At 63.8% G+C, this 20,757-nt stretch carries 16 protein-coding genes; all 16 read right to left on the bottom strand.

What is annotated here, in order from left to right; genetic code table 11:
• Positions 1-11 precede the first annotated feature (11 nt).
• Complete coding sequence (locus tag CCX87_RS17310; RefSeq protein WP_087747838.1) at positions 12-1,631, bottom strand: ArnT family glycosyltransferase; 1,620 nt, start codon at positions 1,629-1,631, stop codon at positions 12-14.
• On the bottom strand, positions 1,618-2,799 hold the full coding sequence (locus CCX87_RS17315; protein ID WP_087747839.1) for a glycosyltransferase family 4 protein: 1,182 nt from the start codon (positions 2,797-2,799) through the stop codon (positions 1,618-1,620). The genes CCX87_RS17310 and CCX87_RS17315 overlap by 14 nt, the downstream gene beginning before the upstream one ends.
• Positions 2,796-3,974 carry a glycosyltransferase family 4 protein gene (locus tag CCX87_RS17320; RefSeq protein ID WP_087747840.1) on the bottom strand — a complete coding sequence of 393 codons (1,179 nt, stop codon included), beginning with the start codon at positions 3,972-3,974 and terminating at the stop codon, positions 2,796-2,798. Before CCX87_RS17320 ends, CCX87_RS17315 begins: the two co-directional genes overlap by 4 nt.
• Positions 3,971-5,161, bottom strand: coding sequence for a TIGR03088 family PEP-CTERM/XrtA system glycosyltransferase (locus tag CCX87_RS17325; protein ID WP_087747841.1), 1,191 nt, complete (start codon positions 5,159-5,161; stop codon positions 3,971-3,973). Before CCX87_RS17325 ends, CCX87_RS17320 begins: the two co-directional genes overlap by 4 nt.
• Entirely contained in the window at positions 5,158-7,101 is a 1,944-nt protein-coding gene (locus tag CCX87_RS17330; RefSeq protein WP_087747842.1) for an XrtA/PEP-CTERM system amidotransferase, read from the bottom strand. The genes CCX87_RS17325 and CCX87_RS17330 overlap by 4 nt, the downstream gene beginning before the upstream one ends.
• 2 nt (positions 7,102-7,103) lie before the next feature.
• Positions 7,104-8,684, bottom strand: a complete 1,581-nt coding sequence (gene xrtA / locus CCX87_RS17335) for an exosortase A (protein WP_087747843.1) — start codon at positions 8,682-8,684, stop codon at positions 7,104-7,106.
• 10 nt (positions 8,685-8,694) lie between these two features.
• Entirely contained in the window at positions 8,695-9,969 is a 1,275-nt protein-coding gene (locus tag CCX87_RS17340) for a TIGR03087 family PEP-CTERM/XrtA system glycosyltransferase (RefSeq protein ID WP_369825243.1), read from the bottom strand.
• 13 nt (positions 9,970-9,982) lie between these two features.
• The gene (locus CCX87_RS17345) at positions 9,983-11,038 is read right to left on the bottom strand and encodes a FemAB family XrtA/PEP-CTERM system-associated protein (protein WP_087747844.1); all 1,056 of its coding nucleotides are present in this window, start codon (positions 11,036-11,038) and stop codon (positions 9,983-9,985) included.
• A complete protein-coding gene (locus CCX87_RS17350) occupies positions 11,031-11,897 on the bottom strand; it encodes an XrtA system polysaccharide deacetylase (protein ID WP_087747845.1) in 867 nt (288 codons plus the stop codon). Before CCX87_RS17350 ends, CCX87_RS17345 begins: the two co-directional genes overlap by 8 nt.
• A gap of 18 nt (positions 11,898-11,915) precedes the next feature.
• Positions 11,916-13,040: an XrtA/PEP-CTERM system-associated ATPase gene (locus tag CCX87_RS17355; RefSeq protein WP_087747846.1), complete on the bottom strand. Its 1,125-nt coding sequence runs from the start codon at positions 13,038-13,040 to the stop codon at positions 11,916-11,918.
• 3 nt (positions 13,041-13,043) lie between these two features.
• A complete protein-coding gene (locus CCX87_RS17360) occupies positions 13,044-14,600 on the bottom strand; it encodes a TIGR03016 family PEP-CTERM system-associated outer membrane protein (protein ID WP_232476433.1) in 1,557 nt (518 codons plus the stop codon).
• 20 nt (positions 14,601-14,620) lie between these two features.
• On the bottom strand, positions 14,621-15,592 hold the full coding sequence (locus tag CCX87_RS17365) for an XrtA-associated tyrosine autokinase (RefSeq protein ID WP_087747848.1): 972 nt from the start codon (positions 15,590-15,592) through the stop codon (positions 14,621-14,623).
• 9 nt (positions 15,593-15,601) lie between these two features.
• Positions 15,602-17,164 carry an XrtA system polysaccharide chain length determinant gene (locus CCX87_RS17370; protein WP_087747849.1) on the bottom strand — a complete coding sequence of 521 codons (1,563 nt, stop codon included), beginning with the start codon at positions 17,162-17,164 and terminating at the stop codon, positions 15,602-15,604.
• Between the two features lie 60 nt (positions 17,165-17,224).
• The gene (locus tag CCX87_RS17375; protein WP_087747850.1) at positions 17,225-17,866 is read right to left on the bottom strand and encodes an XrtA/PEP-CTERM system exopolysaccharide export protein; all 642 of its coding nucleotides are present in this window, start codon (positions 17,864-17,866) and stop codon (positions 17,225-17,227) included.
• A 224-nt stretch (positions 17,867-18,090) separates the two neighbouring features.
• Positions 18,091-19,092, bottom strand: coding sequence for an NAD-dependent epimerase (locus tag CCX87_RS17380; protein ID WP_087747851.1), 1,002 nt, complete (start codon positions 19,090-19,092; stop codon positions 18,091-18,093).
• 36 nt (positions 19,093-19,128) lie between these two features.
• Positions 19,129-20,571: a mannose-1-phosphate guanylyltransferase/mannose-6-phosphate isomerase gene (locus tag CCX87_RS17385; RefSeq protein ID WP_087747852.1), complete on the bottom strand. Its 1,443-nt coding sequence runs from the start codon at positions 20,569-20,571 to the stop codon at positions 19,129-19,131.
• Positions 20,572-20,757 lie beyond the last annotated feature (186 nt).

The raw sequence follows: 20,757 nt of genomic DNA on the forward strand, positions 1-20,757 counted from the left end.
CCCAATCGCGTTCAGTCGGCAGAAATACGCCGGTTGATGATCTTCAGTTCGATGTCGGCGCCTTGCCGGCGGGACACCACCGCCCCCTTGTTCCGGTAGATCACCAGTTCGGTCTCGTGCGCCTTGTGGTTGGCGGGGGTGGCGATGCGCGCCACCGCTTCAAACTGGTCGCTGGCCATCACCCGCTCGAAGCGCTGCATGGCCTCCAGGTCGGTCCAGAAGCCGGGCTGCATCACCACGTAGTGCACGCCGTTGGCGTTGAGGGCCTCGGCAATCTCGGCTTCGGTCAGGCCCTTTTGCTCGACGCCCAGCTCCCGCCGCACGGCCACACCCAGCAACAGCTTGTCGGCCCGCATCACTTGCAGGTCGCGGCGATCTTCCCTTGCGCGCATGTTGAACACAAAAGAGCCATCGCGATAGCCCGAGAACATGACCGTGCTGTCGCGCGGCGCCAGCCGGGCCACCTCGGAAGCTGCCTGGGCATAGCCCTGCACGTAGTACACCGGGCGCGTCCACACGGACAGGCCCGCGGTGGCAAGCACCAGCACGGCCAGCGCGGCCACAGCCCAGCCACCCAGACGGGGAGGCACCACGGAGTGCACCAAGAGCACGGCAAAAAAGACCACCGAGGGCAGCAAGAAGACGCTGTGGCGGGCTTCCTTCAGATCGATGGACGAGAAGAACAGGTAGCCCACCGCGAAGCCCAACCACCACAAACCCAGGCCGGGCATGCGCCGCCATGCAGCCATGCTTGCACCAGCCAGAGCCAGCATCGTCAGCGGCCAGCCCACCTGCGCGGGGATCTGCTGCAGATACCACACCCACCCCTGCCAGCTTGCGCGCGAGGCCACGGCGTCGGCCACGCCGGTAACCGACTGCAGGTTGGCCTGACCGAACTTGAGCGTGAGCACGGCCAGGGGCAGCAACCCGACCACGGCCAAGGCCGCCACCCACCAGTGGTGGCGATTGCGCAGACCCGCCCAGCCATCGCGATGCGCGATCAAGGCCGCATAGACCACCCCCATGTAGGCCACGCTGATCTTGGTGTATATACCCAGCACCAGCAGCGCGGCCCCCAGGTACAGCCACCTGGGTGGCCCGCCGCGCAGATAGGCCATGACAGCCACCGCGCTCCACACCAAAAATGCAAAGGCGGGCACCTCCAGCATCACCTGCCGGCCCCAGAAGGCCACCTCGGGCAACCAGAGTACGAGCGCGGCAAACGCGAGCGACGGGGCAGCCGGCAGCCAAAACCGCGCCAGGCGCCAGCAACCCAGGCCCAGCGCCAGATAGTGCAGCGCCACCACCAGCAGCGCCGTTTCGTGGGAAACCCCGAACAATGCGTAAAACGGTGCACTGATGGCGTAGAACAGCGGGGGATAGAACAGGATCGTGAGCGCCGGGTATTGGGCGTAGTAGCGATAGGCGTAGCCAGTCGGGTCATCTACTGGCATGGCCCGGATCAGATCCATGACGAACACACCATTGAGGGCATGGCGCGGCGAATCGCTCCAATAAAAGGCCCCGCCATGGGGTGCCTGCGCAAACAGCAGCGCCACACACAGCAGCACCAGCGCCCACGCCAGCAGGCGCTCCCGCGCAGAGATGGACAGTGTCTCAGGCCGTGGCATCGACAACCTTCTGAAAGAGCTGCAGTTGCCCCTGCGTTGTCGCGTCCCACGAAAAAGTCTGCGCATGGGCTCGGGTGGCTTCTCGCGTGGGCAACTGGGTGTGCAACTGCACCCAGGCGGCAGCCAGGGCTTGAGCGTCGCGGCGGTCCATGAGCACGCCGGCCGCTGGAGTGCTCACCACCTCGGGCGTGCCCCAGATGTTGGTGGCGATCACCGGCGTGCCGCAGGCCATGGCCTCCAGCAGCACATTGGCCCAGCCCTCGCGGCTGCTGCACAGGGCCAGCACGTCGGCCGCGCTGTACCACCACTTCAGCTCGGTTTGCGGCACCACGCCGGCCCAGCGCAAGCGGTCGGCCACGCCAACGCGTCTGGCCAGATCTCTCAGAGCCGCCTCCTCTGGGCCGGCACCGGCGATGAGCAAGGTCACCCCGGGCAAATGCGGCAGGGCCTCGATGGCAATGTGGTGACCCTTGCGCTCGATCAGGTGCCCCACCGATAGCAGATAGCGCCCCTCGACCGGCAGGCCCAGGCGCCGGCGGGCTTCGACCCGGTCTTCGGGCACGAAGCGCTCCAGGTCCACACCGTTGCGCAGGGTGTGGAGCTTGGTGCGGTCGGCGCCCAGCTCGCCCAGTTTGTCCATGAGCGCCTGGCACACGCCAATGGATGCGCGGGCCTGTGCGGCAGTCTCCAGGATTAGTTTGCGTGGAAAGGGGTACTGCGGGATGAGGTTCAGGTCGGTGCCACGCGCCGTCACGACAAAGGGCTTGTCAATCCACTTGGCCAGCAGCGCGGCGGCAGCACCGTCGGGATAGTAGTAGTGGGCGTCGATGAGATCGAAGTCGAAGCCCTGGCGCTGCAGGCGGCGGATGGTGGGCAAGGCCCCCAGTGCCATGGCATAGGGTGCGAGATTCATGCCCACCTTGGGCAGCAGCAGGTAGCGCGGGTGGTGCACCTCCACCCCGCTGCGCTGCTCCACGGGCGGGGTGGCTGCGAACTGCGCATACTCGCCGAAGCGCTGGTCCTTGGAGGGAAACCATGGCACCGGCGCCACTACCTTGGCCTCCACCTCGCCGGTCTTGAGCAGCTCGCGCAAGCGCGTCTCCACGAAGATGCCGTGGATGGGGCGCACCGCGCTGGGGTATAGCGTAGAGAACAACAAGACCTTCATGCGCCAGCCTTCACCAGGGCGGTCACCCGCCGCGCGTTGCCGATCCAGGTCAGATCCAGCCGGTCGATGGTGTCCGCAGCGCCTTGGGCCAGGCGCTGCCGCAGCGCTGTGTCGGTGCACAGGCGTGTGAGTGCGCCTTCCAGTGCGCCCGGCTGGGCGGGCTCGAACATCAGGGCGTTGACGTTGTCGGTCAGCACTTCCAGCAGATTGGGCGTGGCCGGGGCCACCACCGCCTTGCCCAGCACCAGGTATTCCATCAGCTTCAATGGTGATGCATAGGGCGTGACGGCCGGCTGCAGCGCCACATCGAAGGCCGCCACATGGGCTGGCACCTGTTCGCGGTGGACCACGCCCGTGAAGGTCACGCGCTCGGCCAGGCCTAGCTGCTGCGCCTGCGCCTCCAGCGCAGCGCGCACCGGGCCGTCGCCCACCACCAGCAGGTGCATGTCTTGTGGCGCCTGGGGTGAGGCCATCCAGTCGATGATCCGATCCACGCCGTGCCAGTCGCGTACAAAGCCGGTGAAGCCCAGCACCACCCGGCCCTGCAGGCCCAGGCGCCTCTTGGCCTCGTCGGGCCGGGGCGCATCGGCAAAGTGGGCGCGGTTGATGCCGTTGGACACAACGTGGATGCGTTCTGTCGGCACGCCATGCGCACGCACATGGCCGGCCAGCACCTGCGTAACAGGTAAAACGGCATCCGCACCGCGCCATGCAGTGCCCTCGGCCCAGCGCGCCAGTCGCTGCAGAGCCAGGCCCCCGCTGTGCTGCGAGCGCTCCAGCACCAGCGGCGAGTTCACCTCCAGCAACAGCGCAATACCCAGGCGCTTTTTGACCATGAGGCCGGCCAGCAGGAACAGGTTGTACCGCTCGTAGATCACCTGCGGCTGAAATTCGCGCGCGGCGGTCATCAGTTTGCGGTAGGCCACCAGGTTGTAGGCCAGCTCCATCAGCTCGTAGGCGGCCTTGGGCAGCAAGGCCTTTAGGCGATGCACCCAGCCCATGTCGCCGCCCATGCGGCCACCACCTTGCGCCGCCGTATCCGGATGGGGCTCAGGCGCTCCGGGCGCCACCACGCGCACTTCATGCCCCTCGCTGCGCAGGGCTTCGATCATCTCTTCGATGTGGACGGATTGGCCATCTTTCGAAGCGGTGCGGTGGTGGTAGAGAATTTTCATGGCTGTCCGGAATAACCTGGAGCGCTGTGCGCCGGCTCACCCAGCTGCTGACCGGAAAACAGTCGGTCGTAGGACTGCACCATCGCATCCATGCCCAACTTTTTCACCGCCTGCCGACGCGCGGACTGTGCAAGAAGACGGACCGTGGCCGGGTCGGTGTACAAGCTCCACAAAGCTTGTGCCATCGCATTGGCGTCGTCAGAAGGAACGAGCAGCCCTGTGATGCCGTCTTCCACCACATCGGGTGTGCCACCCACCGCCGTGGCGACCACCGGCAAGCCACTGGCCATGGCTTCCTGCAGGGTGCAGGAGGTGCCTTCTGCCTGGGAGGGCAACACAAAACAACCCAGCATGCGCAAGATGTCGGCCACGTCATCGCGTGCGCCTGCCAGCCACGCCAGATGCTGCACCTGGGCCCGCGCGAGCGTGGCCTCTACCTCGGCCCGCAACGGCCCCGCCCCCACCACGACCAGGCGCAGGCGGGATGCAGCCTCGGGGTGGATTTCCATCAAACGCACGAAAGCGCGGGCCAGCAAGGGCTGGTTCTTGACGGTTTTCAATCGGCCCACGGTGCCGATCATCCAGTGCTCGCCCGGCACAAAGGGACAACCGGGCACGGCGGGCGCCATCCCCTGGGGCGGCGGTGCAAAGTTGTGGGTGTCCACCCCGTTGGCAATGAGCGAACGGCGGCGGGCAGGCACGCCGATGGCTTGCGCCAGGTAGTCGTCCAGGTCTTTCGACACGGCAACGTAGTGGCTGACAAACGGTTGGTAGAACTTGCGCAGTCGCTGGTAGCGCGGGTTCTGGCCCTTCGGGTCATGGGCGTCCCAGCCGTGCTCGGCATGGATGCGCAGCGGCACGCGGGCCAGCCACGCCAGTGGCGTGACTTCGAGCGCGGCCAGGTTGCAGCTGTGCACCACATCGGGCTGGAGCCCACGCAGCAGCTGATAGATGCGCGGATAGAGCCGCACGGCGTGGCCCGGTGGCTTGTGCAACTCGATGAAGCGCACGCCGGGCTGGGTGATGCGGTGCTTGAAATCGCTGATGGTGGTGAGCGACAGCACCACATGTTCAAACCGGTCCGCAGGCAGGCGGTTGATCAGCTGCACGATGACGTTTTCCAGCCCGCCCACGCTGAAGCTGTACACCACATGAACGATGCGTCGGCGGCGCTGTGTGCTGCTCATGCGGCGACCACATCGGTTGGGTTTTTGGTGACAACCGCCCGGACGGGCTCCTGCGCTTGCCGCAAAAACGCATCAAACATGATGAGCATCCACAAGGCCGTCGAATGGTCGTGCTGCCCACCCAGGTGCTGGTTGACGAGGGTTTGCAGCGTGCCCGCATTGAAGTAGCCCGATGCCAGCATGCGCGGGCTCAGCACGGAATCGCGCATGCGTTGCGCCAGCGGACCCCGCAGCCAGCTGGCCAAGGGCACCGAGAACCCCATCTTGGGCCGGTACAGCACGTCGTGCGACAGCAAGGGCTCGAATGCTTTTTTCAGCACGTATTTGCCCTCGCCACCACGGATCTTCAGGGCGCTGGGCAGGGTGGCCAGCCATTCAACAAGTGGGTGGTCCATCAGCGGCTCGCGCACTTCGAGCGAGTGCGCCATGCTGGCGCGATCGACCTTGGTGTTGATGTCGCCGACCAGCCAGGTCTTGTAGTCCAGGTACTGGACCAGGGCCAGCGGGTCGTCGGTCTGGGCCTGCCGGGCATGGTGGCGGAACACGTCGAGCGCACTGTAGCCGCCCAGGCTGCGCTGGAAGGCGGGCGAAAACAGCGCCTGGCGCTGGTCGGCCCGCAGGTGCGACATGCTGTGGTGATAGGCCTGCACGCTGTCCATGGCCAGGGCCTGCAAGGTGGTCTTGGCGCGCAAGGGGCGCGGCGCCCAGTCGGCCTTGGGATACATCTGCCCCAGCGCGCCAAACAGCGGGCGGCGCAGGCCCTGCGGCAGGCAGTTGCGCACGGCCTCTTCGCCCTGGTGCATGCGGTAGCGCCGGTAGCCGCCCAGACTCTCGTCGCCGCCGTCGCCAGACAGCGCCACTGTGACATGCTTGCGCGCCATCTGGCAGACGCGGTAGGTGGGGATGGCCGAGCTGTCGGCAAAGGGTTCGTCGTACAGCCTGGCCAGCGTGTCGATGAGGTCGAAGTCGTTGCTGCTGACGACTTCGAGCTGATGGTCGGTGTGATAGCGGTCGGCCACCTGCTGGGCAAAGGCGGATTCGTTGAAACGCGGGTCGTCGAAGCCGATGGCGCAGGTGTGCACAGGCGTGTCTGACAGTCCGGCCATGGTGGCCACCACGGCGCTGGAATCCACCCCGCCGGAGAGGAAGGCACCCAGGGGCACGTCGGCGATCATGCGCAGCCGCACCGATTCCTTCACCCGCTCGCGCAGCTCGGCCTGTGCATCGGCCAGGCCGATGGGGTTGTCATTGCTGAAATGCACGTCCCAATACGGTACCGGCTGGGCCTGGGCCGCATCACCCCGGCGCAGGGTGAGGCTGTGCGCCGCAGCCAGCTTGTGGGCGTGGCGGTAGATGCAACGCGGATCGGGCACGTAGCCGAACGAGAAATAGTCTTCCACCGCCAGCGGGTCAATGTCGCGCACAAAGCCGGGGTGGGCAGTCAGCACTTTGAGCTCGGAGCCAAAGATGAAGCTGCCATCGGGCAACCACGCGTAGTGCATGGGCTTGACGCCCATGCGGTCGCGCGCAAGGAACAGGGTTTGCTGGTTGCGGTCCCACAGGGCAAAAGCGAACATGCCCCGCAGCCGGTGCAGGCAGGCCGCGCCCCAGGCTTGCCAGGCGTGCACGATCACTTCGGTGTCGCTGCGCGTTTTGAAGTGGTAGCCCAGGGCCTTGAGCTCGGCCATCAGCGCGCGGTAGTTGTAGATCTCGCCATTAAAGACGATGCCCACGCTGCCGTTTTCATTGAACAAGGGCTGCTTGCCGGTGGCCAGGTCGATGACGGACAGGCGCCGGTGGCCCAGTGCCAGGCCGGGCTCCAGGTGCACATCGTCTTCGTCGGGCCCGCGGTGGGCCTGGACATTGTTGATGCGCGAAATCAGTTCGCGCGAGTAGGCGCGCGCTCCCTGTGTATCGAAGAGGCCGGAGATGCCGCACATGGTCAGTCGCGCCCCCGCGTTTGCAAGAGCGCCGCCACCAGTGCGCCGCCCTGGCTGTCCAGATAGGACTGCAGGCGCGCCGAAGCGTCCACCTCGGCCTCCTTGGCGTCCTTCGCGTCTGACAGGGGCGTGTAGATCACGATGTGCGCCCCGTCATCGCCCCAGCCGCCGATGCGCCCCAGCGCCCCCTGTATCTTGCCCGCGTAGTCGCTGGCGGTGAAGCCGCCGTGAACCCAATAGAAACGCCAGGCCAGCAGGCGCTGGCCCGCGTTGCCCATGCCGGGCTGGTGCTGGCGCAGCACGGCGCTGTCGACCCGCAGGGGCCGGCCCTGCAGCCGCGCATCGGCCGCGCCACCAGCCACCCGCGCCCACATCGGGTCCTGGCTCTTGACCAGCACGTTCTCTGAGCTGACCAGCTTGCGCTGGTAGTTTTGCTGGCGGTAATAGCTGACATGCAGGCCCAGCGGCTGGCTCTGACCGTCGATCAGACCGGCGTCCAGCGTGTCCGAGGCATGTTCAAACGCCGGCCGCCAGGTGCTGGGTGGCTGCGCCGTGGCGCGCCAGGGGGCCGCGACCAGGGGCTCGACCACTTGCACAGGCCTTGTCTGCGTGCCCAGGTCCATGACCGCCAGCGCGCCATGCGGCGCCAGCACCACGGCAAAGACCAGCGCCAACGCAAGCCAAACCGTTCGGGGCGGGGCGTTTTTTGCAGCCAGGCCAACAGGAGCCATCGCCTTGGGCGGTGGCGGCAGGGGGTCTACCCAGCGCGCACCGATGAGGAACATCACGCCGATGACGAGCCCAAAAAACAACCACCCATACACGAGGTGGTCCACCCCCGTGGCGATGGTGTTGCCAGAATAGTGCCCCAGCATGACGATCATGTAAGCGCGCAACCAGTTGGCAAGCAGCGGCACCAGGATGGCCACGCCAACGAACACCAGGCGCTTGCGCGTGCTTTGGTAGCTGAGGTACGCGAACAGGCAGCCCACCGTCACGGAAGCGATGAGGTAGCGAATGCCGCTGCAAGCCTCCACCACCGACCATGCGCCCGACGGGATGATGAATTGCAGGCCTTCACGGTACACCGGGATGCCGCTCGCACGCAGCGCCATCACGGTGAAGTCGGCCGTCCACTCCATCAGGCGCGGTAGCAGAAAGTCGCCGATCGGTACCGCAAAGAACAAAAAAGCCAAAGGAAAAGCCAGCGCCCCGGCCACGCGCCAACCGAGCACGGCAGGCACCGACAACACGATCAACGTGACCAGCGCCAGCTGCGTGGCAGCGTTCACGGCCACCAGATCGCCCGCCAGCCAGAGTGCCGCGGCGCCCGCCATGAGCAGCCAGGCCAGGCGCCCCGGGCGAGGAACCATGGGCGCCAGCACCGCGCGCTGGCGCCACACCAGCCACAGCGAGATGAGGGGCACGACAAAGCCATGCGCATAGGTGTCGGAGCGCGCCCAGATCATCGCCATGCCCCAGGCCGAATGCCAGTACGCAACCACAATGGCTGCGAGCAGCAACACCAGCACCAGCAGGGGCCGACGCCAATGGACGGGCAGGGCTTGAAGGTGGCTTGTCATGGGGGCACTTTCATGCACTGGCAGCGTGGGGCTGATTGGCCGGTGGGTTGGCCGGTGGGTTGGCAGGTGGATTGGCAGGCGCTCTGCCCAGGCCACTGTCGATACCGCTCAGATGGGCCTGCCAGCTGCATTCGTGCTCCACGTAGCGGCGGGCCTGCTGGCCCAGCGCGGCGGCGTTGTAAGGCGACTCCAGCAGCGGCTGCAGGGCCTGGACAAACTCTTGCGGCGTATCGGCACGCAGCAGCCCCTGCCCTGCCGTGGCGCCGATGGCGTCGGCGCAGCTGCTGACCGTGACCACGGGCTGCTGCATGGCCATGGCCTCCAGAATCTTGTTTTGAATGCCGCGCGCCACGCGCAAGGGCGCCACCACCGCGCTGGCGTATTGCAGATAGGGCCGCACATCGGGCACGGTGCCAGTGACCACCACCTGCCCACTGGCCAGTGCTTGCACCTGGGGAGAAGGGCTGCGGCCCACGATGTAAAACCGCGCCAACGGCCAGCGCGCGCGCAACAGCGGCAGCACGTCGGCCACGAACCAGCTGGCGCCGTCGATGTTGGGCCAGTAGTCCATCGCGCCGGTGAACACCACGGCCTGCTCACCCGCCGCGAAGGGGCTGGGCCGCAGGGGGTCTGGCATGAAAAACTCGGCATCCACCCCGTTGCCCATGGACTGCACGCGCCCCGCGCATTCCGGCGCCTGCGACAAAAACAAGGCGGTTTCGTTCGGTGTGACGAAGTACGCGCGCCGCGCCAGCAAGGCCATTGCGCGCTCATAAGCGAGCAGGCGCCGGCCCTCGCGGCGGTACAGCATGGACAAGGGCCAGCGGTGCGCGGGGGCGTACTGGGTCCATTTGGCGGAGTCCACATCGACAAAGTCCACCAGCATGGGCACCTTGGGCAGCAGCGGCTGCGCGTATTGCGCCATGGCCGAGGAAAAAACCACGCAGGCCTGCAGGCTGTGTTCTGCGCTCGTCTGCTCCACCCAGCGCCGCATGCCGGCGTTGCGGTAGTAGGCCAGCGTGAGCGCCTCGCCCGCCAGCAGACCGCTGAGGCTCCTGGCCTTGGCACTGGGTGCATGGATGCGCTCCACATGCAGGTCGGGGCACATGGCCTGGAGCGTGGGCAGGTGTTGCGCATCGTCCGGGTCGTCGATGAAGGTGCCCAGAAACACGCGGTGGCGCTGCTGCAAGTGGCGCAGCAGGTGGTACGAACGCACCTTGTCACCCTTGTTGGGGGGGTACGGCAGTCGGTGCACCAGGTAGAGAATGTTGCCCATGGTGGTCATGCGTTGGTGGCATTCAGCCCAGGTTGCGCACGATTTTGGGCCCGAGCCAATTGGCAAGGCCAATGGGCATGCGCTTCCATGCGGCGATCAGCAGGCGGTACTTGGCATTCGCGGGGTTGTTCTGCGGCACGCTGTCGCTTTTGTACAGCCGGTATTCGTAGTGCAGCGGTGTGGGTTCAAAACCCCAGTTCTTCTTGAACGCATACGAGCCGGTGTCCTGCTTGCTGCGCCCATAGTCGAACACCTTCAGGCCCCGTGCGCAGGCCAGGCGCATGAGCTCCCAGTACTTGAAGTCGTTGGCAGCCAGGTCGCGTGCTGCCTCGTCGTCGCCGGCATAGTAGGGCAGCACTTCATCACGGAAATAGAAACTCAGCACGCTGCTGATGGCGCGGCCATCGGGCGCGCACACGGTGAGCACTTCGCAGTCCGGCCCGAAAACCCGGCACAGCCCTTTGAAATAGGCCTTGGGCAGGGCCGGCGTGCCATGGCGGTGCACGTTGTCGGCATACAGCGCGAAGAAGCGGTCGACCGTGGTGTCGATATGGGAGGTGAGCCCGTTCTTGATGCCTTTGCGCACCATGGCGCGCTGCTTGCGCGGGATGGCGAGCAGGTTGTCCTCTTCTGTCGGCGCAATCGGTTTGCGGAAAGTGACGTAGAGGTCTTGCAGCGGCCAGTCGGTGTGGCGGCGCTGCACATGGCGCAACTCCAGGTGGTCCACGCCCAGGCGCTGCGCCAGCTGCTCGGCCTCGCGTTCCAGCGCCACGGCGGCTTGCTCATCCAGCGCGGCAACGCCGCCGTACACGGCAAAAGGCAGGCTGGTGAGGGCATTGCCGAACAGGCGGCTCTTGACATGCCCGAGCGGCAACACACCCCGGATGCTTTCCCCGGCCTCGGCGTAGAGAAAATAGGTGTCGTGGCGGAACACCTCGCGGATCAATGCCTGCCAGCCCGCCCGGTGGAAAAACGTGGCGTGCGGACAGCCCAGCACAAAAGCGTCCCAGCGCGCCGCGTCGGCTGCGCTGTGCGCATCGAGCCGGCGAATGGCGAGCGTGGCGGCCACTTCAGCCACGGGCCACCTCTGGCGTTTGCGGGGACAGAAAAATATGGTCCATGCGGCCCCAATGAAAATCCTGCAGCAGATGCCCCAGCCGCTGCTCCATGCGGCCGATGTTCACGTAATGCCTGAAGCGGGTCTTGAACCCGATGCCTTGCACGCGCGGCTGCCCGACATCCATTTCCCAGGGATGAAAGTAAAAAACGGCCGGTGATCCGTCCTGGCGATGGACCTGGCGCAGCATCCAGCGCGACAGCGCATAGGGAAGCAGGCGAAAGTAGCCACCGCCGCTGGACGGCAAGTTGCGGTGGAACATGCGCAGGGTGGTCGGCGGCACCTCAATCAAGCCGTCGCGCACCTGGTGGGCAAACCGTGGTGCGTCCGGCATGCCATAGTGGTCGTGCCGGATGGGATAAATGCTGGAGCTGTAGCGGTAGCCGGCACGCTGCAGCGTGTCCAGCGCCCACAAATTGCCGGAGCCGATGGAAAAGCTGGGGGCTCGGTAGCCCTGCACCCGAACCCCGGCAATATCTTCCAGCAATGCTTTGGCGCGGTGGATGTCCTCAAAGAACGCCGCCTCCGACAAGTCGCTCACCCGCTCATGGCCGTAGCCATGGCTGGCCAGCTCATGGCCGCCGTCCACGATGCGGCGCACCAGCGCCGGATACCGCTCGGCGATCCAGCCCAAGGTGAAGAAGGTGGCCTGGGTGTTGTGCTCTTCCAGCAAAGCCAGGATGCGCTCCACGTTGCGCTCCACCCGGCATTCGCGCAGGTCCCACTCACTGCGTCCGATGTAGGGGGCGAAAGCCGATACCTGGAAGTAATCCTCGACGTCGATGGTCAGCGCGTTGGTGATGGAGGACGTGCTGGGCATGGCGATGGACTCCAGGCTCTAGCCGGCGGCACTGTCAGAACGCGGGCGACGACTTGCGACCACCAGCTTTTGCAGATTCATCAAGATTTCCAAGGTCACGCGCTCCTGGCGCAGAACGCTGCGTTCGATACGCAGCAAACGCGCGCTCAGTTGCTCGGCCGTCACGTGTACAAGTTGCTGAGACATGCTATCTGCCAGAGCACTGTCCAAACTCAAATCCAAATCCAGTGCCCCTGGCTCCAACTCGCTGTCCAGCGGCTCCTCCTGCGCGATGCCTCGCACCGCCGCTCTCAGGGGCATCTGCCAAGGAGATGCAACCTTGGGCGACACCAGCATTTCTGCTTGCACTTCTTGAATGATCTCGTTGACCAGTGCAAGGTCAATGTGCGTCCGATCCGTCAGAAACCCCTGCAACAGGACGCGGTCAAACAAGGTGTTAACGCGCCGGGGAATTCCGCCTGTGTAGTGGTAGATGCAGTCGAATATTTCTGGATCGAAGGTAGGATTTTCACTGGCCCCAGCACATTTCAAGCGATGCAGAATGTACTCGCGGGTTTCGTCAACCTCCAGGGGGCCGAGATGGCAGGTGGCTGTCACACGCTGACGCAATTGCACCATGCCAGGGCTTTGCAAGATTTCACGGAACTCGGGTTGGCCCACCAGAAAAGTCTGCAGCAGTGCGTACTGGCCATTCTGGAAATTGGACAGCATGCGCAGCTCTTCCACCGCCTGCGGCTGAAGGTTCTGCGCTTCATCGACGATCAGCAGGCAACGCTTTCCTTGCAGAGTCTGGGTAACGAAGAAAGCTTCCAGTGCCATCAACAGGTCTGCTTTGGAAACGCCCCGCACGGGGATCCCGAACGCCGCGCCCACCAGTCGCAGCGTGTCTTCTGCACTCAATTGCGTGCTAACCAGATGGGCCGCGACAACAGTACCGGGGTCCAGACTGTCAATCAGGCCGCGCACAATCGTCGTCTTACCCGCCCCCACCTCGCCCGTAATCACGATGAAGCCCTCACAACGCATCACGCCGTATTCCAGGTACGCGCGTGCGCGCTGATGCTGCTTGCTGCTGAAATAGAAGCCGGGGTCGGGATTGAGTTGGAAGGGTTTGCTGTTCAACCCATAGAACGCTTCGTACATGGATCAAAACCGGTGTGTGATGGTGCCGACTATCGCCGATTCACTATATGGGCTGGCGGGGCCGTCCGATACAACGCGACGTATCTGAAGACCTGCGCTGGTGCGATGGGCCAGCAGCGTATTCCAGCCCAATACGAGTGAGCGAACCCGGGTTTCCAACCCCGGCAAAGTGCCTGCGCTGCGCTGATCGCCCCAATTCGCATGGATCGATGAATTCGGCGTGAGACGATGGGCAAGCCACAGGCTCCAGCCGCGCTGGCGGATGCGGGAGTTGGTATCGAAATCATCGCCCAGCTGGAGCGCACCGCCGAGTGCGCGGCTGTCAGAACGCGAAACTGCCAGCGTCACGGTACTGCGCTGGCCCAACAGTGCCAGCGACAGTTGCTGCGCCCGCTGCAAGGTGCTCGATGAGCGCAGGAAATCCTGGAACACCTGCACGTTGGCGGGCAGCCCCAGGCGTTCAATTTCTGCCAGAACGAGTTGTGTGCGGCGGACGGGGTCTGGCTCGATCTGGGTGTAAAAGCCGTCGAACAGGTCGAACAAAGACCCCAGCGACGCCGACTGTGCGCCCAGCCCGTTGGAGACGGCCTTGACATCGGTGTAGCGCCAGACGGTGCGCCCGGTGCGGTGCTCGATGGCTGCGTTGTGGGAGCCGCCAAAATAACGGCTCTCCCGCTCAAACGACATCCGGGTGCGCTCCGATGGCTGCCACGCAGCACCAAAACCTGTAATGCTGTGCGACTCGCGTGTCGGCGAAAGCTGGTTGGTGGATTCGGCTCCGCCAATCCCCGTGAGCCGCACTTGCGGCGTCACTGCTACATTCACCCGGGCACGCAGCGTGGTGGTTTTGATCCTCCGACCCGGGGAATAATCGGCGACCTGGTCGCTGGCATCCACGGACCAGCCCACAACCCGCCCGCTTTCCTGGCTGCCCAGACGCAGGACCCATTCTTGCGTGGTGACATCCGAGCGGCTGTCCGTCTTGGTGCGGGTGTCTTGCACGCTGTAGCGCGCCTCATAGTCGGCCACGCTACCCATGCGACCGCGAAGATAGGGCGAGAGGCGAAAGCTCGAGGTCTGCGAGCTGTTGGCGTTGGCGGGTGAGCCATCCACCGGCGCGCCAAAAGCCGATATGGGCTGCGAAGCGACGACGGCGTCCACATCGACAAAAGCCCACTGCTCGATCGCCTCTACGACAGCGCTGGCATTCAGGCTGTGCCGAATCTCATTGAACCGTGACTCCCGCGCGTAGTAAGTGTCGTGCAGCGAATAATCGACAAACCCTTTGATCCGGGCCATATTGCTGATCAGCTGAAACCCCGGACTCACCTCCGTCACCTGATCACTGATACTGGCGGCATCAAGCCGTGCATTGCTGGTAATGGTGTGCTGCACCGAAATACGCGGCTCAAATACCATGCTGGGTTGACGCGGTGCTGCCTGCACATCGTCTTGTTGTGCAGTGACGGTGCCCGGAAGAAGCGCCGGTGCAGTTGCCAAAGCAAGCGAGGCCCAGCGAACCAAGCAAGGACTTGCGGTATAGCGATACGGTCGGTTCACGCGGACGCTCCTTTTTCCCGTCACACCGCAGCAGTGGCCGCGCTGGGCTCGCCGACTAACCGATCGTAGCCATACCCGTGGCCATATCCATAGCCATATGCACCCAAACCCCGGCTGCGCGCCTGGTTAAGCACCATGAGCCTGATAGGGCAAGCCTCGATGGTGGTCAGGGCATCCTGAACCTGGGACTGGAGCGTTTTTTCAGCCTGAACGACGACGACAATCTGGCCCATGTGGCTGGCCAGCACCCGCGCTTCCGTGGTCAGCAGCAATGGAGGGGAATCGAAAATGAGGATGCGATCCCGGTAGCGCTTGCCCATGTCGTTGAGCAATCCTGCCATGGCATCACTGGCCAGCAATTCCGTCGCACGCGGATTCGGCAGCCCCGTGGGCAACAGCGTGAAATTGTCAATATTGGTGCGCAGCAGCACATCGGGCAATCCGATCTTTTCATCCAGCAACAAGTCCAGCAAGCCGGGTGCAGGTAGCAGGCCCATTGTCTTCATGACGGACTGGCGCGCGACATCGGCATCGACCAGCATCACCGTATGGTTCAGTTCCATGGCCAGACTCATGGCCAGGTTGATGGCTGTAAAGGTCTTTCCCTCACCGGGCAATGCGCTGGTGACCATGATGAGGTTGCCGTTGGCCACCAACGAGGCTCCTTTGCCCGTTGCATTTTCCAGGAGGGGCCGTTTGATGACGCGAAACTGATCTGTCATGGCTGAGCGCGGCGCATTGGGAGTGACAAAGCCCGCCGCAGCCAGTGCCGTCAGATCGATATGTACGGACTTGGAAACCAGCTTGGATGTTGGCACGCCCCGCCGCACGTCAAGGATGGCATCTTCTACGGGCGCGACTGTTTGTGCCGGCTGCGCCACGGCGCCCGGCCCTACGGACTCGGCAGGCTGCACCACGCTACCAGGCACAGGCACCCCCGCCTTTCGCAATTGTTCTAGCCGTTGGGCCGCTTTTTCAATGGAACTTGTCATGATTGCATGTCACCCCAAAAGGCCGGACAAGTAGGACAACGCAAGCATTCCACCCGCATAGAGCAAAACGAGTGCAAGCAAGGCCGCGATGAAACGCTTAAAGCTTCTCGATTCACGTTGACGGAACGCATCACTGGGCATCAATTCCACCACGCCCAGCAACGGCAGTTGGGTCAACTGGCGCAACGCAGTGCCATCAAAGAAAACTGGCCGAATCTGGCTCATGAGAAATGCCATTCCAAGCCCTGCGGCCAGGGCCGCCAGCAAGGTGATTGGCATCAGCAGCACCCGGTTGGGAGCAACAGGCTTGGGCGAAACGCGCGGCGGGTCGATGACTCGAAATTCAGCCACACTGGACGTGTTTTCCAACTGTCCCGACATCATGGCCGATTCACGGCGAGCCACCAGATCGGCATAGTTTTTCTGATTAATCTGATAGTCCCGGTTCAACTGCGCCAATTCGGCCTCCAGTTGTGGAGCCACCTTGAGTTGCTCATGGACATGTTTGGCACGTGACTCGTATTCAACGACGCGCGCGCGCAGCGATGCCACTTGAACTTCGGCTGCCGAATAAATGCGATTGAGCTCCACCACCGCAGGATTGGTTTCCACTGCAGGCGATCCCTGCGTTGCCTGCGCTTTACGCCGCAGCTCCTCCACTTCACGGCGCTTTTGTGCCTCAAGCTCCGCAATCAATCTGCGTGTATTGACCACATCTGGGTGCTCGTCGGTGTAGCGCTGTAGCAGCGTATCCAGATTGCGCTTTTGCTCATGAAGACGCGCATCCAACTCAGGCGTCTGCATACCAACAGCAGACCCGATGAGAGACTGTCCAGTTTGCGCGCGCAGCATCTCCAACTGACGACTCGCCGCCGCTCGTGCACTTTCAGCCTCGCGCAGCTCAAGCCTGGCCTGACTTAGCAGGTTGCCGATTTCTGCGGCCCGCCCGGCCGAATCCAGCCCACTTTGCGATTGCAACTCAAGGTTTCGCAATTTGAACGCTTTGAGGCGGCCTTCGGCGTCTGTGAGCTTGGCCTCGTAGCTCTTGATCTGCTCATCGAGAAAGCGACGCGCACTGTCCGAATCCTGGCGCGAAGCACCCAGACTGGATTCAACGAAGATGGTCAAAAGCGCCTGCACGACCCGCTGCGCTTTCTCGGGATTCTGGTCGCGATAGGACAGCGTATAGAGATTGTCTCGCCCGGTGGTCTGGATACTGATGGACTTGGTCACAGTATCGACCACCGCATCTTTTGCTGCCTTGGAATGCGCGCCCAGATCGAGATCAACGGTGCGGACCAGACGCTCCACGGTAGGCCGACTGAGTAGAGTGCGGCTGAGCATGGCGACCTGCTGCTCGATGTTCGGCTGCACGGCAATGCCGGTCATGAGCGGACGCAAGATGGACTGTGTGTCTACAAATACGCGCGCCGACGCCTGATAGTGATCCGGCATCATGAGCACCACACCCACACCCACGGCAGCAACCAACCAAGTGATCAGCATAGCCAGACGGCGATAAATCCACATGCCGCGAACGGTTGTGGTGATCTGGCCTAGAAACTCATCCATTCACTCCCCCTTAACAAGTCCGCAGGACGCTTGCTAGCCACCAATCCTTGCGCAGGCCAATCAAAACCACCCTTGGGGAATAATGAGAATATCGCCGGGAAGCACTTCCACATTGGCGTCAATATCGCCGCGCTTGACCAGATCATTCAGGCGCACCGTGTAACGCTTGTTGCCCTCGGCCGTACGTACAAGCGTAGCGCTGTTGCCATCGGCAAAATCGGTCAACCCCCCTACCGCAATCATCACATCGAGGACCGTCATTTTTTGCTTGTAGGGAAGGAACTGCGGCTTGGCCGCCTCACCCACTACGCGGATCTGTTCGCTGTAGGGGCCGACGAAGCCCGTCACGATGACAGTGACGACTGGGTCCCGCACGTATTTACCCAGCTCCTTTTCCACATCCCGAGCGATCTGCGCCGAGGTTTTACCTTGCGCGACGAGCCCATCAACCAAGGGCGTAGACACCTGACCATCAGGACGAACCGGCACAATCTGTGACAGTTCAGGGTTTCGCCACACGATGATGTTGAGCGTATCGCCGGGCCCGACGATGTAGTTGTAATCGGGGGCGGACGCCCTGACCGGCGCGGCCGGATGATCCCCTGCGCGCATATCCGCACAGCCAACCACCGCTGCTGCCAGCGCAGCCATTGCCACAACCCGGCCCGCAGCCCCCAGGAACACTGAAACGTATTTCTGCATGGTGCAACCCCTTATATCGTTTGCACGGCTATGGCCAATATGGCCCAACCTCAATGCAGCATACCCTGACGAATCTCGCGCGTAAACGCATTTATGGCAACGCGAATTCGGCGGGTTGTGGCGGCGCCATTGCCGGACAACCGCGCCATCCAGCCAGGCAACCCGCGCCCACCCTTCAGGGCATCTCCGGGACGCAGCCCATCGCGTCCATCGGCAGAAAAATGTCAGGTGTGGTCGTAGTACGCGCGGTACCAGCGCACGAAACGCCCGATGCCTTCGGCCAGCGGCGTGGACGGCGCAAACCCCACCCAGTCCTGCAATGCCTGGGTGCTGGCATAGGTGGCCGGCACATCCCCCGGCTGCATGGGAAGCAGCTGCTTGATGGCCGTTGTGCCCAGCGCGTTTTCAATGCAGCCGATGAAATCGAGCAACTGCACGGGCTCGCTGTTGCCGATGTTGAACACGCGGTAAGGGGCAGCGCCCGCGCGCTCGGGCGTGGCGGGCCGATCCAGCACGCGCAGCACGCCCTCGGTGATGTCGTCGATGTAGGTGAAGTCGCGCCGCATGTCCCCGTGGTTGAACACCGCGATCGGCTCGCCGGCCAGGATGGCGCGGGTGAAGAGGTGGTAGGCCATGTCGGGCCGCCCCCAGGGGCCGTAGACCGTGAAAAAGCGCAACCCGGTGGTAGGGAATCCGTACAGGTGGCTGTAGGTGTGGGCCATGAGCTCGTTGGCCTTCTTGGTGGCGGCGTACAGGCTCACGGGGTGGTCCACCGCATCCGTTTCAGCAAACGGCATCTTGGTGTTGCCGCCATAGACGCTGGAGCTGGAGGCATACACCAGGTGCGCGACACCCTGGGCGCGGCAGCCTTCCAGGATATGGCCAAAGCCCGTCAGGTTGGCGTCGAGATAGGCATGGGGATGGGTAATGCTGTAGCGCACACCGGCCTGGGCGGCCAGGTGGATGACGCTGTCAAAGCGCTCGGCGGCGAACAGTTCGGCCATGCCCGTGCGGTCGGCCAGGTCGCGCTGCACGAAACGAAAGCCCGGCGCCCCTTCGAGGCGCCGCAGCCTGGCCCGCTTGAGCGCGGGGTCATAGTAGTCGTTGAGGTTGTCCAGGCCCAGAACCCGGTCGCCGCGCTGCAGCAGGCGCTCGGCCACATGGCTGCCGATGAAACCGGCGGCGCCGGTCAGAAGAATGTGTTGGGGCTTTCGCTCTGTGGTCATGAAAGATAGTGTCTGCGCGCCGGGCCAGCGCGAAAATCAGCGCCCATACAGGTCTTCAAACCGCACGATGTCGTCCTCACCCAGATAGGCGCCGGACTGGACCTCGATCATCTCCAGATCGACCTGGCCGGGATTTTCAAGGCGGTGCGTCACGCCCAGGGGAATATAGGTGGACTGGTTCTCGGACAACAGGAATACCTCGTCACCCTTGGTCACGCGCGCAGTGCCGCGCACCACAATCCAGTGTTCTGCACGGTGGTGGTGCATCTGCAGCGACAGCTTGCCGCCGGGCTTGACCATGATGCGTTTGACCTGAAAGCGCTCGCCCCCGTCAACGCCGTCGTACCAGCCCCAGGGGCGGTACACCTTGCGGTGCAGCAAGCCCTCGGTATGGCCATCGCGCTTGAGGCGATCGACAATTTTTTTTACATCCTGGGTATGGCGCTGATCGGCCACCAGCACTGCGTCGGGCGTTTCCACCACGACCAACCCCTGCACGCCCACGCAAGCCAGCAGGCGCCCGGATGACAGGGCCAGCGTGTTGGAGCTGTCCTGCATCAGCGTGCGCCCCTGCACCACGTTGCCGTCGTCATCCTTGGGCAGGATTTGCCAGAGCGCATCCCAGGCACCCACATCGGACCAGCCCGCCGACAGCGGCACCACCACACCCGATGGCAGGCCGGCCACTGCCTTCGCGCCGGCCAAACGCTCCATCACGGCATAGTCAATAGAGTCACTCGGACAGGCAGCAAACGCCGCCGCATCCACACGCAGAAACGACAGGTCGGCAGCGCCGTTTTTCCACGCCACTTCACAAGCGGCCAGGATGTCGGGACGGCACAACGCCAGCGCTTTCAACCAGACCGAGGCCCGCAACACAAACAGCCCGCTGTTCCAGAGGTAATCGCCCGCTTGCAGGTAGCCTTCGGCCGTGGCGAGATCGGGTTTTTCAACAAAACGGGCGATGGCGCGCGCACCGTCTTCGTTCAGCATGGCGCCGGCCTGGATGTAGCCGTAGCCCGTCTCGGGTCGATCCGGGGTGATCCCGAAAGTGACGATGGCGCCCTCCTGCGCCAGCCGGGCAGCATGGCGCACGCCTTGCTGGAACACCGCGGGCTGGGTAATGACGTGATCGGCAGGCATGACCAGCAGCACCGGGTCGCCGCCGTCGGACTGCGCAGCCAGCGCCGCGAGCGTGAGCGCCGGCGCGGTATTGCGGCCCACCGGCTCCAGCACGATGCGGCCTGGCTTGCCAATCAGTCGCAATTGTTCTGCCACCACGAAGCGGTATTCCTCGTTGCACACCACCAGCGGTGGCGCGCTGTCGGCACCAGCCACGCCGTCAAACCGGCGCAGCGTTGCTTGCAGCAGCGAGTCCTCGCCCATGAGCGCGAGCAATTGTTTGGGATATTTTTCCCGCGACAGCGGCCACAGGCGTGTGCCCGAACCGCCCGACAACACCACCGGCTGGATCAACATGGTTTGCTTGTCTCCCGTTTGTCTGCAGACATGGATACCACCCTGGATCAACCCGGCGCTGCTGGATGACCCGCGCTGCATACACGAAGGCATACGGCTCAACCATCTTATGGCATACCCCTCATGAATCACGCAGGGAAATTTGCCACGCCCCCGACACAAGGCACACAGCCATCCCGCCTTGCA

The organism is Acidovorax sp. T1, assembly GCF_002176815.1.
Taxonomy (GTDB): Bacteria; Pseudomonadota; Gammaproteobacteria; order Burkholderiales; family Burkholderiaceae_C; genus Acidovorax.

Bases quoted from the DNA above. Each gene is read 5' to 3' on its own strand.
- CCX87_RS17375 (WP_087747850.1), bottom strand. From the start codon at position 17,866: ATGCAGAAATACGTTTCAGTGTTCCTGGGGGCTGCGGGCCGGGTTGTG.
- CCX87_RS17355 (WP_087747846.1), bottom strand. From the start codon at position 13,040: ATGTACGAAGCGTTCTATGGGTTGAACAGCAAACCCTTCCAACTCAAT.
- CCX87_RS17365 (WP_087747848.1), bottom strand. From the start codon at position 15,592: ATGACAAGTTCCATTGAAAAAGCGGCCCAACGGCTAGAACAATTGCGA.
- CCX87_RS17320 (WP_087747840.1), bottom strand. From the start codon at position 3,974: ATGAAAATTCTCTACCACCACCGCACCGCTTCGAAAGATGGCCAATCC.
- CCX87_RS17370 (WP_087747849.1), bottom strand. From the start codon at position 17,164: ATGGATGAGTTTCTAGGCCAGATCACCACAACCGTTCGCGGCATGTGG.
- CCX87_RS17325 (WP_087747841.1), bottom strand. From the start codon at position 5,161: ATGAGCAGCACACAGCGCCGCCGACGCATCGTTCATGTGGTGTACAGC.
- CCX87_RS17315 (WP_087747839.1), bottom strand. From the start codon at position 2,799: ATGAAGGTCTTGTTGTTCTCTACGCTATACCCCAGCGCGGTGCGCCCC.
- CCX87_RS17310 (WP_087747838.1), bottom strand. From the start codon at position 1,631: ATGCCACGGCCTGAGACACTGTCCATCTCTGCGCGGGAGCGCCTGCTG.
- CCX87_RS17385 (WP_087747852.1), bottom strand. From the start codon at position 20,571: ATGTTGATCCAGCCGGTGGTGTTGTCGGGCGGTTCGGGCACACGCCTG.
- xrtA (WP_087747843.1), bottom strand. From the start codon at position 8,684: ATGACAAGCCACCTTCAAGCCCTGCCCGTCCATTGGCGTCGGCCCCTG.
- CCX87_RS17330 (WP_087747842.1), bottom strand. From the start codon at position 7,101: ATGTGCGGCATCTCCGGCCTCTTCGATACACAGGGAGCGCGCGCCTAC.
- CCX87_RS17340 (WP_369825243.1), bottom strand. From the start codon at position 9,969: ATGACCACCATGGGCAACATTCTCTACCTGGTGCACCGACTGCCGTAC.
- CCX87_RS17380 (WP_087747851.1), bottom strand. From the start codon at position 19,092: ATGACCACAGAGCGAAAGCCCCAACACATTCTTCTGACCGGCGCCGCC.
- CCX87_RS17350 (WP_087747845.1), bottom strand. From the start codon at position 11,897: ATGCCCAGCACGTCCTCCATCACCAACGCGCTGACCATCGACGTCGAG.